Annotated in this window: 10 protein-coding genes and 1 tRNA gene; 10 read left to right on the top strand and 1 reads right to left on the bottom strand. The window is 64.7% G+C overall.

Going from position 1 to position 14957, the window contains the following annotated elements; translation table 11 throughout:
* The first annotated feature begins 236 nt into the window (after window positions 1-236).
* The 3 genes from M1B34_RS13265 (at window position 237) to M1B34_RS13255 (ending at window position 1892) form a co-directional block, all read left to right on the top strand.
* Complete coding sequence (locus M1B34_RS13265; RefSeq protein ID WP_268265362.1) at window positions 237-941, top strand: hypothetical protein; 705 nt, start codon at window positions 237-239, stop codon at window positions 939-941.
* A gap of 190 nt (window positions 942-1131) precedes the next feature.
* Window positions 1132-1206 (top strand) — tRNA-Gln (locus M1B34_RS13260).
* Window positions 1207-1445: 239 nt separating this feature from the next.
* Window positions 1446-1892, top strand: coding sequence for a DUF3806 domain-containing protein (locus M1B34_RS13255; protein WP_268265361.1), 447 nt, complete (start codon window positions 1446-1448; stop codon window positions 1890-1892).
* Between the two features lie 152 nt (window positions 1893-2044).
* On the opposite strand, the gene M1B34_RS13250 is transcribed toward M1B34_RS13255, so the two are convergent.
* Entirely contained in the window at window positions 2045-6904 is a 4860-nt protein-coding gene (locus M1B34_RS13250) for an NAD-glutamate dehydrogenase (RefSeq protein WP_123332468.1), read from the bottom strand.
* Window positions 6905-7413: 509 nt separating this feature from the next.
* On the opposite strand from M1B34_RS13250, the gene M1B34_RS13245 reads away from it, so the two are divergent.
* The 7 genes from M1B34_RS13245 to M1B34_RS13215 all read left to right on the top strand — a co-directional run bounded on the left by M1B34_RS13245 (window position 7414) and on the right by M1B34_RS13215 (window position 14881).
* Window positions 7414-7770, top strand: coding sequence for a hypothetical protein (locus M1B34_RS13245; RefSeq protein ID WP_268265360.1), 357 nt, complete (start codon window positions 7414-7416; stop codon window positions 7768-7770).
* 262 nt (window positions 7771-8032) lie between these two features.
* Window positions 8033-8992: an AAA family ATPase gene (locus M1B34_RS13240; RefSeq protein WP_017479925.1), complete on the top strand. Its 960-nt coding sequence runs from the start codon at window positions 8033-8035 to the stop codon at window positions 8990-8992.
* Between the two features lie 5 nt (window positions 8993-8997).
* Window positions 8998-9942 carry a DUF58 domain-containing protein gene (locus M1B34_RS13235; RefSeq protein ID WP_123332463.1) on the top strand — a complete coding sequence of 315 codons (945 nt, stop codon included), beginning with the start codon at window positions 8998-9000 and terminating at the stop codon, window positions 9940-9942.
* Window positions 9939-10433, top strand: a complete 495-nt coding sequence (locus M1B34_RS13230) for a DUF4381 domain-containing protein (RefSeq protein WP_268262551.1) — start codon at window positions 9939-9941, stop codon at window positions 10431-10433. The genes M1B34_RS13235 and M1B34_RS13230 overlap by 4 nt, the downstream gene beginning before the upstream one ends.
* Window positions 10426-11502, top strand: a complete 1077-nt coding sequence (locus tag M1B34_RS13225; protein ID WP_123332459.1) for a vWA domain-containing protein — start codon at window positions 10426-10428, stop codon at window positions 11500-11502. The genes M1B34_RS13230 and M1B34_RS13225 overlap by 8 nt, the downstream gene beginning before the upstream one ends.
* Complete coding sequence (locus M1B34_RS13220; protein ID WP_268265359.1) at window positions 11499-13241, top strand: vWA domain-containing protein; 1743 nt, start codon at window positions 11499-11501, stop codon at window positions 13239-13241. The genes M1B34_RS13225 and M1B34_RS13220 overlap by 4 nt, the downstream gene beginning before the upstream one ends.
* Window positions 13238-14881, top strand: a complete 1644-nt coding sequence (locus tag M1B34_RS13215) for a BatD family protein (RefSeq protein WP_268265358.1) — start codon at window positions 13238-13240, stop codon at window positions 14879-14881. The genes M1B34_RS13220 and M1B34_RS13215 overlap by 4 nt, the downstream gene beginning before the upstream one ends.
* Window positions 14882-14957: the final 76 nt, after the last annotated feature.

Below are 14957 nucleotides of genomic sequence, written 5' to 3'. Positions count from 1 at the left end.
CATCACACTCGGTGAAGCTGCGGCGTCCTGGTCAAGGGCGCGGGCATCGGCAGCAGGCGGCATTTTCACTGAATATGATTTTATAAATCCACACTCCGCCCCACATTCGCGCGCACCCCCTCAACGCCACCCTTTGCCTGGAGCGCGGCAGCCCCTCTCCCCCGGCCATCCCAGCGTGACAATCACGGCGCAATACCGAAGAATCGGCGACCTCAATCACCACCCCCTACGCCCCCATGCCTGCCACGATAAAAACCCTACGCCCGCTGTTCTGGTCCGCCGAGCAAGGCATCGACTACAGCGCAACGCCATTGCTGTTGAACGACCTGCTACCGGCAGTGGGCCAAGCCACCTCGGCGTTCTTCGATAACCAGGAGCGCCTGGTGCCGGGCCAACCCCTGCAACTGATCTGGTGCCCGCCGGTTTCCGACCTTAACGGCTGGGATGAACAGCCGTCGGAAATCGGCCAGAGCCAGCTGTTGCAGGTCAACGTCATCGGCCCGGCACTGGCGCCCTCGCGGCCCATGCATCCGATCCATCAAGGGCTGCAGCAATACCCGCTTGAGGTGTTGGCCTGTGAGCCGTTATTGCCGGCCCTTCGGGCACAGCGTGAAGACCCGGGGGCCTGGCAGTTGCAAAGCGTCGGCACTGCGCACGGCTCGCACCTGAGCTGGGATAGATTGCGTGGCTGCAGGCGTGCCGAGGTGCAGGGGCTGACCTACCTGACGGGCAGTGGCGGCGGGGAAAGCATGATGGAGTTGATCCTTGAGGTGACGGACGACGCGGTGTTCGGGCTGTTGTCGGTGCACCTTGACCCGGGAGGCCACTTCCACGACCTGGGTCGGCGCAGACTGCTGGGCGATGAGCTGCGGGCTATCCGCCAGGCGTTGAAAACCGCCGCAACGCTGAAGGATTCCCAGCCCTGCTACCTGGCCATTTGAAGCGCTACAGGGGCGAAAACGTCGTCGAACTGACCCGCGGCTACCCTGCCCCGGACTAAACAGCTGTTTTCAAAGCTATTTTTTATTCGCAGGGGCTTCCCAGGCGGCGTAAAAATTGATAAATTTCCGCCCGTTCTTGCACAGGCCCTCCCCGGGCTGCAGCACACGCAAGTAACGTCGCAACAGCTACAGGGGCGTCGCCAAGCGGTAAGGCAGCAGGTTTTGATCCTGCCATGCGTTGGTTCGAATCCAGCCGCCCCTGCCATTTTTCTTATCTGCATTCCATTCAAAACCCGCCCACAGCCATAAACCGATGGCGGTTAAATGCACCTGGCCGCTGCCTACCCTCACTTGAAATTCGATCGGCAAGGCCTTGCCCTCTGCCCTGCTGCGTCCTGTCTAGAGGCATCGGGGGGGCTGGAAAGCGCTGGGGAAAAACCCGATAGTAGCGACCCGCGAGGGCCGGAGTTCTCGCGAAGGGTGTTTTTTTCATGGAGCGTGTTGATGTCTGATTCCCAACCTGCGGCTGCGACCTTCGAACCCATCCCGACCGACCGTCTGGCCCAGATGCACGGCTTGCGAGCAGCGCTCGGCGAACTGATTGCCAGCCTGTTTCCCGGGGCTGTACTCACCGGCACCGGAGCCGACTTCCCGCTGTTGCAGCAGATGGTCGATAGCCAGACCCTGGCCGCGACCGATGAACCGGCCTGGGAGGCCATGGGCATAGCACTGGGCGACGCCTTGGTCACCGAAGTGCCCGGGCTGGCCTGGATGCAGGTGAACGATGAGTTCGGCGTCGACCCAGTGCTGCGTTACCGGCAAACCAGCTTGCAGATTGGCGTGCTCACCCTGCTGCTGAAGCGGGCTGAACAGGGTGAAGAAATCGACATTCAACACATTGCCAACTGGCTCCAGAAATTCATTGAAACCAAGGCGGATGAGTATCAGTGATACGCCCTGGGACGCAGAGCGTCCCTTGTAGGAGCCGGCTTGCCGGCGATGGCGTCGGCAAGATCACATAGGAATTTGGGTGTTGGTGAACGCGCAATAAAAAAGCCCCGTATCTTGCGATACGGGGCTTTTTTTACGGCTCGCTCAGGCAGTTACAGCCCTGTCTGGCCGCTCATGGCCAGGTCCAACAGCTCACGGTTGGCCACCGCGTACATGGCGTAGTCCGTGCCTACCGCAGCACGGATTTCCACCATCATGGCGCGCCAGCGATCAGCCATGCTCGCGTTCTGTTCAAGCCACAGGGCCACGCGGGCTTCCATGTCTTCTGGCGCGTCGGCCATTTTCAGAACCGAGATGGTGATCGCTCGTTGCTGCCAGTCCACGTCGTCGCGGAAGGCTTCGCGGGCCTGGGCCTGCCAGTTGTTGCCCACCGGCAGATCGCTGATCTGCTGCAGGTACCACGGCAAGTCCAGGGCGCTGCCTACGGCGAAGTAGGCCTTGGCCACATCGGCCGCGCTCTGACCGGTCACGTCCGCCGCTTCGATGATCGGCAGCAAGGTGTACAGGTGCGTCGTGCCTGCAACCATGCGCGCCAGCAACTCCGGCACGCCGGCTTCGACGTACGCCTGGTAGCGGGTCTGCCAGCCTTCACGGGTCGGGCCTTCCAGCAGTTCGTCGAGCTTGAGGCCCAACGCCGCCAGGTGCGGACCGAAGTGCGCGACGTCGCGCGCTGCATCCTGCTCGTTGCGACGGCTGCGCAGGAACCAGCGCGTGGCGCGACGGCCCAGACGCATCAGTTCGTCCATCAGTTCCAGTTGAACCTGGGCCGACACCTGGTGATCCAGGGCTTCGATCTGACGGAACCAGTGCGGAAGGTGGAAGATGTCCCGCACGATCACGTACGCACCCGCCACGTTGGCCGGGCTCATCCCCGTGGACTCCTTCAAGCGCTGCACGAAGGTGATGCCCATGTGGTTGACCAGGTCGTTGGCGATCTGGGTGCTGACGATTTCGCGCTTCAGGCGGTGACGGCGCATGGCTTCGGCGAACTTGCTGACCAGGGTCGGCGGGAACGCGGTTTCCATGTCACGGGTCAGGTAGTCGTCATCCGGTACCAGGGACTTGAGCAGGGCTTCCTTGAGGTCGATCTTGCTGTACGAGATCAGCACCGACAGCTCCGGACGGGTCAGGCCCTTGCCGGTCGCGGCGCGCTCGACGAGCTGCTCCTCGGTCGGCAGGTACTCGATGGCGCGGTCCAGCTTGCCACGGCCTTCCAGGTCGCTCATCAGGCGCTTGTACTCGGCAGCACGCTCGTAGGCACGGCGCGCCGCCAGGGACAGGGCCTGGGTCTGCTTGTAGTTGTTGCCCAACACCAGGCCGCCGACTTCGTCGGTCATGCTCGCCAGCAGCTGGTTACGCTGCTTGTCGGTCATGTCACCTGCCTGCACCACTTCGTTGAGCAGGATCTTGATGTTCACTTCGTGGTCGGAGCAGTCCACGCCACCGGCGTTGTCGATGAAGTCGGTGTTGGAACCGCCGCCATTCAGGCCGAACTCCACACGACCCAGCTGGGTCATGCCGAGGTTGCCGCCCTCGCCCACCACCTTGCAGCGCAGCTCGTTACCGTTGACCCGCAGCGCGTCGTTGGCCTTGTCGCCCACGTCGGCATGGCTTTCGGTGCTGGCCTTGACGTAGGTCCCGATGCCGCCGTTCCACAACAGGTCCACCGGCGCCTTGAGCAAGGCGTTCAGCAGTTCGGTCGGGGTCAGCTTGTCGGCCGAGATGTCGAAGCGTTCTTTCATCTGTGGCGAGATGGCGATGCTCTTCGCGCTGCGCGAGAAGATGCCGCCGCCTTCGGACATGATGCTGGTGTCGTAGTCGGTCCAGGCCGAACGCGGCAGGTCGAACAGGCGCTGACGCTCGGCGAAGCTGTTGGCCGGCTCAGGGTTTGGATCGATAAAGATGTGCAGGTGGTTGAACGCGGCCACCAGTTGCAGCTTGTCGGACATCAACAGGCCGTTACCGAACACGTCGCCGGCCATGTCGCCGACACCAACCACGGTGATGCTGTCTTGCTGGACGTTGATGCCGCGCTCGCGGAAGTGGCGCTGTACGCCGACCCACGCGCCCTTGGCGGTGATGCCCATTTTCTTGTGGTCGTAACCGGCCGAGCCGCCGGAAGCGAACGCATCGCCCAGCCAGAAGCCGTAGTCGATGGCAATGCCGTTGGCGATGTCGGAGAAGGTTGCGGTGCCTTTGTCGGCCGCCACCACCAGGTACGGGTCATCGTTGTCGTGGCGCACCACGTTGGCCGGAGGCACCAGGGCGCCGTCTTTCAGGTTGTCGGTGATGTCCAACAGGCCGGAAATGAAGATGCGGTAGCAGGCGATGCCCTCGGCCGCGATCTCGTCCCGGCTGCCGCCCAGTGGCAGGCGACGCGGCAGGAAGCCGCCCTTGGCACCCACCGGCACAATCACCGAGTTCTTCACTTGCTGGGCTTTTACCAGGCCCAGGACTTCAGTACGGAAGTCTTCTTCACGGTCGGACCAGCGCAGGCCGCCACGTGCAACGTTGCCGAAGCGCAGGTGCACGCCTTCAACCCGTGGCGAGTAGACGAAGATTTCGAACTTCGGCACCGGTTTCGGCAGTTCTGGAATCGCGTGCGGGTTGAACTTGAAGCTGAAGTAGGACTTGTTCTGGCCGTTGGCGTCGGTCTGGTAGAAGTTGGTCCGCAGGGTAGCCTTGATCAGGTCCAGGTAGCGACGCAGGATGCGGTCTTCGTTGAGCACCTGAACATCGTCCAGGGCCGTCAGAATCGCTTGTTCCAGACGCTGCTGCTTGTCTTCCAGGTCGTCGCTGGTGAGCTTGCGCGCCAGGTAGAAGCGGGTCTTGAACAACCGGGTCAACTCGCGAGCGATGTCGGTGTGGTTGTTCAGGGTGCTGGCGATGTAACCCAGGTCGAAGCCCAGGCGGATCTGCTTCAGGTAACGGGCGTAGGCACGCAGCAGCGCGACGTCGCGCCATGGCAAGCCGGCGGTCAGCACCAGGCGGTTGAAGGCATCGTTCTCGGCATCGCCACGCACGATGTGGACGAAGGCGTCCTGCAGCGTGTCGTTGAGCTGCTGAATGTCCAGGTCCAGGCCTTCAGCGGCGGTGAAGGCGAAGTCGTGGATCCAGAACTCGCGGCCGTTGTTGTGGCGCAGGCGATAAGGGAATTCACCCAGCACCCGCAGGCCGAGGTTTTCCAGGATCGGCAGCACGTCGGACAGCGCCAGCGGGGTGTCAGCGTGGTACAGCTTGCAGTGCAGCTCACGCTGGCCGGAAACCTGGCCCAGAGGCTGGTAGAAGCTCATCACCAGCGGATTGGCTTCGGACAGGCTCAGCAGGTGCTGCATGTCCACCACCGCCGAGTGCGCGGCGAAACGCTCGCGGTAGCCGGCCGGGAAGCCTTTCGGGAAGTCCGCCAGCACGTTGGTGCCCTGGGCTTCGCCGAAGCTTTCGACCACCAGGCTGGCGTAGTCGTCCTGCCAGCTGCGGCAGGCCTGCACCACTTCTTTTTCCAGCAGCAGCGGGTCGATGTCGATGCGGTTCTTCGGGTCGACCCGCAGGATCAGTTGCACGCGAGCCAGTACCGACTCGGAGAAGAAGGTCCAGAACTCGCAATCCGTAGCTTGCAGGCGATCCATCAGCACTTGCTGGATCTTCTGCCGCACTTCGGTGGAATAGATGTCACGCGGCACGTAGGCCAGGCAGTAGCAGAAGCGGCCGTACGGGTCTTTGCGCAGGAAGACGCGGATCTTGTTGCGTTCCTGGATCTGCACGATCGACATCACGGTGCTGAACAGCTCGTCCACCGGGGTCTGGAACAGGTCGTCACGCGGCAGCACTTCGAGGACCTGGGCCAGTTCCTTGCCCAAGTGGGCCTTGGACTGGAAGCCCGAGCGCTGCTCGACGATTTCCACCTTGCGGCGGATGTAAGGGATGACACGCACGCTTTCGCCATACACCGACGAGGTGTACAGGCCCATGAAGCGGCATTCCTTGACCACTTTGCCGTCAGCGTCGATCTGGCGGATCGACACGTAGTCCGGGTAGGCCGGACGGTGCACACGGCTTGGGTGCGCGGCCTTGGCGAACGACAGCGGGGTCGGTTCGCGCAGGTAGTTCACGGCGTAGTCTTCGATGCGCAGGTCTTCGGCGGTGAGGCCGGCGCGCAGCAGCTTGGTCAGGCCGAGGAAGGAGCTTGGGTCATATTCGAGATGACCGCCGTCCTGGTCGGCACCGACCACGAATTCTTCATAGCCGAGGAAGGTGAAGTGGTTGCCCACCAGCCATTCGAGGAAGCTCTTGATCTCGCTCCTTTCATCGTCAGCGATGGCGAACGGGCTGTTGTCGATGCCGTCGATCAGTTCCTGAACCTTGGCCTTCATCGGCTCGAAATCGGCCACGGCCACGCGCACTTCGCCCAGCACCTGCTCCAGTTCCTTGCTCAGGACATTGAGCTCGGCCGGGTTGGCGCAACGGTCGATCTCCAGGTACATCAGGGATTCTTGCAGGATGCCGTCGCCCTGGGTGCCCTTGGGCAGGACTTCCAGCAACTCGCCCTTGCTGCCACGACGCACGCTGAGCACGGTGGTTTGCAGGGTGTGGATGCTGTAGCCGCGACGGTTGAGCTCGGTGCGGACCGAGTCCACCAGGAACGGCAGGTCGTGGTGCAGCACTTCGACCGCGGTGTGGGTCGACTGCCAGCCATGACGTTCGTAATCGGGGTTGTAGACGCGCACTTGCGGTTGCGCGTGATCGAAGCGCTCAAGCAGGCGCCAGGCTGACAAGGTGCAGCCCGCCAGGTCGGACAAGCGACGCTGGGTGAGTTCGTCCAGGGAAATGATGCCGAAGAATTGTTCAGCGAACAGCGCCACTTGTGGCAGTGCCTGTTCACTGATGTGCTGCGCCAGTGCCGCTTGCAGTTGGTGCTGGAAGTCGGCTTTGCTGGCTGCGGTGAAGAACGCCATCTGTGGTACTCCGCTTGGGCTTGTTATTGATGGAAGCGTCGCGTGCAAACCCCTTGCGGGGGTGGTCGGTCACCCTGCTCCTGGTCTCGGGCAGAGGTGGCAGGATGACAGGTGGGTGAAGCTGGACAAGACACTGGGGTTCAAGGATGGGCATCTGCAAAAACGACTGTCGACAATGCCTTTACAGGTGTCCATCCCCCATCGGACTTATCCTATTGCGTGCGCAGCTTAACGAGTGCAACAAGGCCGCTGCTTGCGATGCTGCGACATATTCGGACATTGGCTGGCAGTTGATGGCCGGCGCCAGGATCAACACTAGCAGCCACGAGGCAAAACAGCCGGTTTGGCCCTGCTTTCCGGTACTTCCGTGCCAGAAATGCGCCTTGGGCGCCGGGCCGACCCGACCTGTTCTCTGACAGACAAACCAGCAGAAATTCCCTCGGGCTGGCAGAATTGCCCTTTGCTTGCCCTGCTCCCCCGGCCGGAGCCCAGACTCAGGACCCACCGCCATGCGCATGACCACCGCCCATTTGATCGCCAACCCCTGCGACGACGAAGAAGACAACATGGCCATGCTGTGCTGCCACAGCCAGCAGGGCGAGATGTTCCTGATGACCCGTTACCCGGACGAAGACGAACTGGAAATCACCCTGGATGGTGAGCCCTCGACCCTGGATGGCGTGAAAGTCACCCTGAGCCCAACCCTGCTGCTGATCGAAATTGCCGCTGGCGACACCGACGCCCTGAACGGCGCCGACCACCTGGAAATCCACCACAACACCGCCAACGCCGACCTGGCCGAAGTCGAGCTGACCCTGCAAAACATCCTCAAGGGCACCGGCACCTACATCAGCCAACTGGCATAACCCCCAAAACCCGACCTGTAGGAGCTGGCTTGCCAGCGATGGCGGTTGCAACAGCGCTGCACGCTCCAAGCCTCAAGGCACAATCACCGGCGAGCCGGTTCCTACAGGATGTCGGCACGTGGAAAAACGCGGACTTTTTCGACTAATTGGCTAAATCAGGGTTTCCCCGTTAGTCGCCAACCCCCGCGATGGATTAAAGTAACGCCCCCGGCCCTGGCGTTCATTCGACGCCTCTGCTCACCCTCTCCAGGAACAGTCATCGATGGAACATCGTGAAGCGCTGCTGGCGCTGCGAACCTTTCTTTCAACGCAGATTCTCGGCCAGGAAAAACTCATCGAGCGCTTGCTCATCGCCTTGCTTGCCGACGGCCATATGCTGGTCGAGGGCGCCCCCGGCCTGGCCAAGACCAAGGCCATCAAAGAGCTGGCCGAAGGCATCGAAGCGCAGTTCCATCGCATCCAGTTCACCCCTGACCTGTTGCCCGCCGACATCACCGGCACCGAGATCTATCGCCCGGAAACCGGCAGCTTCGTGTTCCAGCAAGGCCCGATCTTTCACAACCTGGTGCTAGCGGACGAAATCAACCGCGCCCCGGCCAAGGTCCAGTCGGCCCTGCTGGAAGCCATGGCCGAGCGCCAGGTCAGCGTCGGCCGCAGCACCTATGACCTGTCGCCGCTGTTCCTGGTGATGGCGACCCAGAACCCCATCGAGCAGGAAGGCACCTACCCGCTGCCCGAAGCCCAGCTCGACCGTTTCCTGATGCACGTCAAGATCGGCTTTCCCGACGCCGCCGTGGAGCGCCGTATTCTCCAGCAGGCCCGGGGCGAAGCCTTGAACGGCGAGACCAAGCCCGAGCGCCGGGTCAGCCAGCAGGCAATTTTCGCCGCGCGCAAGGAAATCCTCGGCCTGTACATGGCCGATGCCGTGGAGGAATACCTGGTGCAGTTGGTGATGGCCACGCGTACCCCGGCCAAGTTCGACCCGGAAATGGCCGAGTGGATCGCCTACGGCGCCAGCCCGCGCGGTTCCATTGCCCTGGACCGCTGCGCCCGGGCCCACGCCTGGCTGGCCGGGCGCGACTTTGTCAGCCCTGAAGACATCCAGGCCGTGCTGTTCGACGTGCTGCGCCACCGCATCATCCTGTCCTTCGAAGCGGAAGCGGCAGGCATCGACCAGGACCGTGTGGTTCAGCGCATCCTCGATGTCGTAGCCGTCGCTTGACCCCCATGAACGCCAGCCCTGTGGCCGAGCCCGGCATCCGCATCAGCCTCAGCGAGCTGATCGAGATGCGCCATCGCGTACGAGAAGTGCAACTGTTCTCCACCCCGAGCCAGCGCAGCCCGCTGATTGGCCTGCACCACTCCAAGCTGCGCGGGCGCGGCGTGGACTTCGACCAGGTGCGGGTCTACCAGGCCGGCGACGACGTGCGCACCATCGACTGGCGGGTCACGGCGCGCACCCAGGAGCCCCACACCAAGCTGTTCCACGAAGAGCGCGAACGGCCGATTTTCATCATGGTCGAGCAAAGCCGCCGGCTGTTCTTCGGCTCCGGCCTGATGTTCAAGTCGGTGCTCGCGGCCCAGGCCGCAAGCCTCATCGGCTGGGCGGCACTGGGCCACAACGACCGGGTCGGCGGCCTGGTGTTCGGCGATGACCAGCACTACGAAATCAAGCCACGGCGCAGCAAGCAAAGCCTGCTGCAACTGCTGAACCGCCTGGTGCGGGTCAACCAGTCGCTGCACGCCGAGGCCCAGCCGGAACGCGACAGCCTGGGCACCGCCCTGCTTCGGGGCCGGGAAGTGTTGCGCCCGGGCAGCCTGGTGATCGTGATCTGCGACGAGCGCGCCCTGTCGGATGCCGCCGAGCAACAGCTGAGCCTGTTGTCGCGCCATTGCGACCTGCTGCTGATGCCGCTCTCCGACCCGCTGGACCACGCCCTGCCCGCCGCAGGGCTGTTGCGCTTTGCCGAACGCGGCGCGCAGCTGGAGCTGGACACCCTGAATTACGACCTGCGCCAGGCCTACCGGGCCATGAGCGAGGCACGCATCGCCCGTTGGGAACGCCTGGCGCAAAAGCTCCGGGTGCTGCTCATGCCCTTGAGCACCCAGAGTGAAATGGTCGAACAACTGCGCGAATACCTGAACCCCCAGCGCCCGGGGAAAAGCCGATGAGCAGCCTGGAGCAACTGCAACCGCTGATTGCCCCGCCGGCGATCGGCTGGTGGCCGCCGGCACCGGGCTGGTGGCTACTGCTGGTGCTGCTGCCCCTGGCCGGCTATGGCCTGTGGCGCCTCAAGGCGTTGTGGCCCGGTAAGCGCAAGGTGCGCCGCGCCGAACAGCCTTTGGACCCGGTCCGCCTGGCGGCCCTGGCCGAACTGGCGCTATTGCCCAAGCCCTACGATGGCGCCCCGGCCGGTGCCTGGCTGCAGCAACTCAACGGGCTGCTCAAGCGCCTGTGTCGCAACCACTATCCCTATAGCCAGAGCCACACCCTCAATGGCCGCAAATGGCTGGCCTTTCTCGACAACCGCTGCCCCGCTGCGGGCCTGACCCGCTGGATGGTGCTGGTGGAAGGCGCCTACAAACCCGAGTGCAAGCTCGATGACAAAGCCATTGCCGGCCTGACCCAAGCGGTCGACACCTGGATTCGCAAGCATGTTTGAGTTCGCCTGGCCCTGGGTCTTTGCCCTGCTGCCCCTGCCCTGGCTGCTGCGGGTCTTGCTGCCGGCGGCAGACAGCGGCGAACCGGCGCTCAAGGTGAGTTTTCTCGCGGACCTGGAAGGCCTGGCCAAACGTCGGGCCCGGGCCAACCTGCCCGCCTGGCGCCAGCAAGCGCCGTTTATCCTGCTGTGGCTGTTGCTGCTGCTGGCCGCCGCCCGCCCGCAATGGCTGGGCCAACCGCTGCCGGTGGCCGCCAGTGGCCGCGACTTGCTGGTGGCGGTGGACGTTTCCGGCTCCATGGACTTTCCCGATATGCAGTGGCAGGACGAGGATGTCAGCCGCCTGAGCCTGGTGCAGCACCTGCTCGGCGACTTCCTCGAACAGCGCGAAGGCGACCGGGTCGGCCTGATTCTGTTTGGCAGCAAGGCCTACCTGCAAGCGCCGCTGACCTTCGACCGGCGCACCGTGCGGGTGTGGCTGGATGAAGCGAAGATCGGCATTGCCGGCAAGAACACCGCCATTGGCGACGCCATCGGCCTGGCCCTCAAGCGCCTGCGCCAACGCCCGGCACAAAGCCGGGTGCTGATTCTGGTCACCGACGGCGCCAACAATGGCGGGGAAATCGACCCGGTCACCGCCGCGCGCCTGGCCGCCGATGAAGGGGTGAAAATCTACCCCATCGGCATCGGCGCCGACCCGGAACAAAGCGGCACCCTGGGCCTGCTCGGCCTCAACCCGAGCCTGGACCTGGACGAACCGACCCTCAAGGAAATCGCCGACCTCAGCGGCGGTCGCTACTTCCGGGCCCGGGACGGCCAGGAGCTGCTGACCATCAAGGACACCCTAGACCAACTGGAACCCGTGGCCCAGCAACCGACCCAGGCCCGCCCGGCCCAGGCGCTGTACAGCTGGCCTCTGGCCCTGGCGCTGCTCTGGAGCATGCTGCTGGTGGTGCGTGAACGCTGGCCGGAGAACCCACTGCAGCGGTTCTTCAGCCAATCGAAGTTCCTGCAACCGAGCCACGACTGGCGCCAGCGCCTCAAGCGCCTGCGCCTGCGGAGGCGTCGATGATCAGCCTCTGGCCCCATTGGTTCCGCCCCGCGTGGCTGCTGCTGGTGCCGCTGCTGGTGCTCTTGCTCTGGCAGCTGTGGCACCGGCAGAAACGCGCCGGGCGCTGGCAGGTGATCTTGCCCCCGGCCTTTCACGCCGCCCTGCTCAGCGGCGGCAATGGCCGCGAAAGCAAACTGCCGTGGGTGGCCCTGGGCCTGGCCTGGCTGATTGCCGTGCTGGCCCTGCTGGGCCCCAGTTGGCAGCGAGTGGAACAACTCAGCCAGAAACCCGCCGACCCGCTGGTGGTGCTGCTGGAGCTGACCCCGGAAATGCTGGCCGCCGACGTCTCGCCCAACCGCCTGGAGCAGGCCCGGCACAAGCTGCTGGACCTGTTGCAACTGCGCAGCGACGCCCAGACCGCCATCGTTGTCTATGCCGGCAGCGCCCACACCCTGGTGCCGCTGTCGGATGACCTGGCCACCAGCCGCAACCTGCTGGAGGCCCTCAAGCCATCGATCATGCCCCAGGCCGGGCATCGCGCCGACCTGGCCCTGGACAAGGCGCTCAAGCTGCTAGACCAGGCCGGCCTCGGTCGCGGCCGGGTGCTGCTGATCGGCTCGACCCTCAGCGAGCAGGAACGCCAAGGCATGCGCCGCGCCCTGAGCGGCCAGGCACCGCAGGTGCTGATGCTCGGCATCGGCAGCCGCGACGGCGCACCAGTGGTGCAGGACGACGGCAGCCTGCTCAAGGATGAACACGGCGGCATCCTGGTCTCGCGCCTCGACAGCCCGGGCCTGAAAAGCTTCTTCAGTGACTTGGGCGGGCGTTATCGCCAGGCCCGCCTGGACGACAGCGACCTGCGTGGCCTGGGCTTGCTCAACGGCCCGCAAGGGGTGCGCAACGACGGCCAGACCCTGCTCCTCGACAGCTGGGCCGACCAGGGTTACTGGTTGCTGCTGCCCCTGCTACTGCTGGCGGCCTGCGCCGGGCGCCGGGGCTGGCTGTTCTGCCTGCCGCTGTTGTTCTGCCTGCCGCAACCGAGCCAGGCCTTCGAGTTCGGCGACCTGTGGCTGCGCCCCGACCAGCAAGGCCAACGCTTGCTGGAACAGCAGCGCCCCAGCGAAGCCGCCCGGCACTTCCAGGACCCGCAATGGCAAGGCGTGGCCCTGTATGAAGCCGGCGACTATGCCGGAGCCGCTCAGCGCTTTGCCGAAGGCAACGATGCCCGCGCCCACTACAATCGGGGCAACGCCCTGGCCAGGAGCGGCGAGCTGGAGGCCGCCATCGACGCTTACGAACAGGCCCTGGAGCTGCAACCGGACTTGCAGGCCGCGCAGTTGAACAAGGCCCTGGTGGAAAGCCTGTTGCAGGAAACGGCCCCGCCGGCCAACGAAGACGCCGGCCAGAACGCCGCCGGCGAAAGCGACGAAACCACCCGGGATGCCCAGGCCGGTGCCGCCACCCAGGACCCGCCGCCCCCCGGCGAAACGCCCCCCGAGGCCCAGGACCCCAGCGCCAACGGTGAGCCGCACCAGAGCGATGACAGCCAGGACGGCCACAGCGACGTCCCGGGCAGCGAACTGGACGATGAACGCACCACCACGCCGCCGATCCGTGGCAGCGCCGCAGGTTTTGACGACGAACGCCGACAGGCCCTGGAACAGTGGCTGCGCAAGATCCCCGACGACCCGGGCGAACTGTTGCGACGCAAATTCTGGTACGAACAGCAACAACATCAGGATCAGGGAAAAACTCGATGACCCGCTTCACCGCCCCTTTGCTCACCCTTGTTCTCTGGTCCTTTCAGGCCCAGGCTGCCGGGCTGGTCGCCAGCATTGATCGCAGCCGCGTGAACCTCGGGGAAACCGTCGAACTGACCCTGGAATCCACCGACGCCACCCTGTTCGGCAAGCCCGACCTGACGCCCCTGGAGCCGCTGTTCGAGGTCCGTGGCACACGCCAGGTCAACCAACTCACCAGCCTGGGCGACGATCAGCGCGCCTCCACCCGCTGGATCATCACCTTGCTGCCGCGCCAGGCCGGCAGCCTGGAGATTGCCCCGCTGCAACTGGGCGAGGCCAAAAGCCAGGCCATCAGCTTGCAAGTGCTGGCCGAGACCGCCCAGGACAGCGACAGCCGCCTGGAGCCGGTGTTCATCGACGCCAGCCTGGATCAGGACAGTGTCTATGTGCAGGCCCAGGCGCTGTTGACACTGCACGTCTACCACTCGGTGTCGCTGTACGACGACAGCAACCTGACGCCGCTGCAGATCAGCGACGCCCGGGTCGAGCAATTGGGGGAGCCGCGCACCTACGAAAAAGTCATCAATGGCGTGCGCCACGGGGTGATCGAAACCCGCTACGCCTTGTACCCGCAGCACAGCGGTGAGTTGCGCATTCCTGGCCAGACCTTCAGCGCCACCATGGTGCTCAACGCGCCGAGCCAGGACGCCACGCCCCAAGGGCCGAAGCCGGGCAAGCTGATCCACGTCAGCTCGGCGCAGATGAGCCTGACCGTCAAGGCCCGGCCCGCAGCCTACCCGGCCGACGCCCCCTGGCTGCCGGCCCGCAGCCTGAGCCTGGCGGAAAGCTGGAACCCGGAGCCCGAGCACCCGCAAGTCGGCGATTCCCTGACCCGCACCCTGACCCTGCGCGCCGAAGGCCTGTCCAGTGCCCAGTTGCCGCCGCTGCCCAGCAGTGAAGTCAACGGCCTGCGCAGCTACCCCGACCAGGCGCAGTTGAGCAATCAGAACGGCGAACGCGGGCTGGTGGGCAGTCGCGAAGAGCGCCAGGCCCTGGTGCCGACCCGCAGCGGCAGCGTCGAATTGCCGGCCCTGGAAGTGGTCTGGTGGAACACCTTTGAAGACCACTTGGAGCGCAGCAGCCTGCCGGCGCGCACCTTGCAGGTGGCGAACAACCCGAGCCTGGTGGTCGACACCCCGGCCGGCAACCCGCCGCCCGCCGCCGCTGGCGACCCGGGCCACCTGTGGCTGTGGCAGCTCAGCACCCTATTGCTGACCTGCACCACGCTGCTGGGGTTCGGCCTGTGGTGGCGCGCCCGTTCGCAGCCGGCCATCCTCAAGGCGGCGCAGACCGGGCCCAGCCCGCGGACCCTGCTCGACGACCTGAAACGCGCCTGCCAGGCCAACGACCCACAAGCCACCCGCCAGGCGCTGGACGCCTGGGCGCGCCAGCAACCGGAAACCCTGGCCGAGATGGCGGCGCGCTTCGTGCCCCTGTCCGATGCCCTCGACGGCCTCAACGGCGCCCTCTACAGCGAGTCTGGCCAGTACTGGCAAGGCGACGAACTGTGGCGAGCGATCCGCGCCATCCCCATGGCCGAACGGGTCCAAGACCCGGTGGCCGACACCAGCAGCCTGCCGCCGCTGTACCCTAAATAACAGCAGCCGCAAGCGGCAAGCCTCAAGCGGCAAGATTCGCTTAGGCTTGCCGCTTGTAGCTGCTTTTCTTGGAGCT

This window comes from Pseudomonas morbosilactucae, assembly GCF_023241715.1.
GTDB lineage: Bacteria > Pseudomonadota > Gammaproteobacteria > Pseudomonadales > Pseudomonadaceae > Aquipseudomonas > Aquipseudomonas morbosilactucae.
Note: the sequence above shows the minus strand (reverse complement) of the source record. Positions and strands in the feature narration are given on the sequence as shown.

Coding starts and splice junctions, on each gene's coding strand:
- M1B34_RS13265 (WP_268265362.1), top strand. CDS start 237: ATGCCTGCCACGATAAAAACCCTACGCCCGCTGTTCTGGTCCGCCGAG.
- M1B34_RS13255 (WP_268265361.1), top strand. CDS start 1,446: ATGTCTGATTCCCAACCTGCGGCTGCGACCTTCGAACCCATCCCGACC.
- M1B34_RS13250 (WP_123332468.1), bottom strand. CDS start 6,904: ATGGCGTTCTTCACCGCAGCCAGCAAAGCCGACTTCCAGCACCAACTG.
- M1B34_RS13245 (WP_268265360.1), top strand. CDS start 7,414: ATGCGCATGACCACCGCCCATTTGATCGCCAACCCCTGCGACGACGAA.
- M1B34_RS13240 (WP_017479925.1), top strand. CDS start 8,033: ATGGAACATCGTGAAGCGCTGCTGGCGCTGCGAACCTTTCTTTCAACG.
- M1B34_RS13235 (WP_123332463.1), top strand. CDS start 8,998: ATGAACGCCAGCCCTGTGGCCGAGCCCGGCATCCGCATCAGCCTCAGC.
- M1B34_RS13230 (WP_268262551.1), top strand. CDS start 9,939: ATGAGCAGCCTGGAGCAACTGCAACCGCTGATTGCCCCGCCGGCGATC.
- M1B34_RS13225 (WP_123332459.1), top strand. CDS start 10,426: ATGTTTGAGTTCGCCTGGCCCTGGGTCTTTGCCCTGCTGCCCCTGCCC.
- M1B34_RS13220 (WP_268265359.1), top strand. CDS start 11,499: ATGATCAGCCTCTGGCCCCATTGGTTCCGCCCCGCGTGGCTGCTGCTG.
- M1B34_RS13215 (WP_268265358.1), top strand. CDS start 13,238: ATGACCCGCTTCACCGCCCCTTTGCTCACCCTTGTTCTCTGGTCCTTT.